Annotated in this window: 1 pseudogene; it reads left to right on the top strand. The window is 66.1% G+C overall.

Going from position 1 to position 316, the window contains the following annotated elements:
• Positions 1 to 9: 9 nt before the first annotated feature.
• Positions 10 to 316 (top strand): annotated as a pseudogene (locus EN859_RS36610) (anhydro-N-acetylmuramic acid kinase); the annotation flags it as partial.

Here is a 316-nt window from a genome sequence, read left to right as displayed (position 1 = left end):
GGAAAGACCATGGAACCAATCTGGGCCGTTGGCCTGATGACCGGCACGGTGCTTGACGGCAACATCGACGTGGCGCTGATCAAGACCGACGGCGAGCACATCGCCGACATCGGCACCTACAGGCTGGCGCCCTACCCGCAATCGGGCCGCACGTTGCTCGAAGAGACGCTGCGCCAGGCGCGCGCCTGGAATTTTGAGGGGCCGGAACCGGCGATCTTCCGTGAGGCCGAGGAAGCGCTGACGCGCGCGCAGTCGGCCGCGGTCAGGGATCTTGTGGAGAGCCAGGGCAGGATCATGGCCCATATCGGCGTCGTCG

Origin of the sequence: Mesorhizobium sp. M00.F.Ca.ET.216.01.1.1 (assembly GCF_004010325.2) — a bacterium.
Taxonomy (GTDB): domain Bacteria; phylum Pseudomonadota; class Alphaproteobacteria; order Rhizobiales; family Rhizobiaceae; genus Mesorhizobium.
Note: the sequence above shows the minus strand (reverse complement) of the source record. Positions and strands in the feature narration are given on the sequence as shown.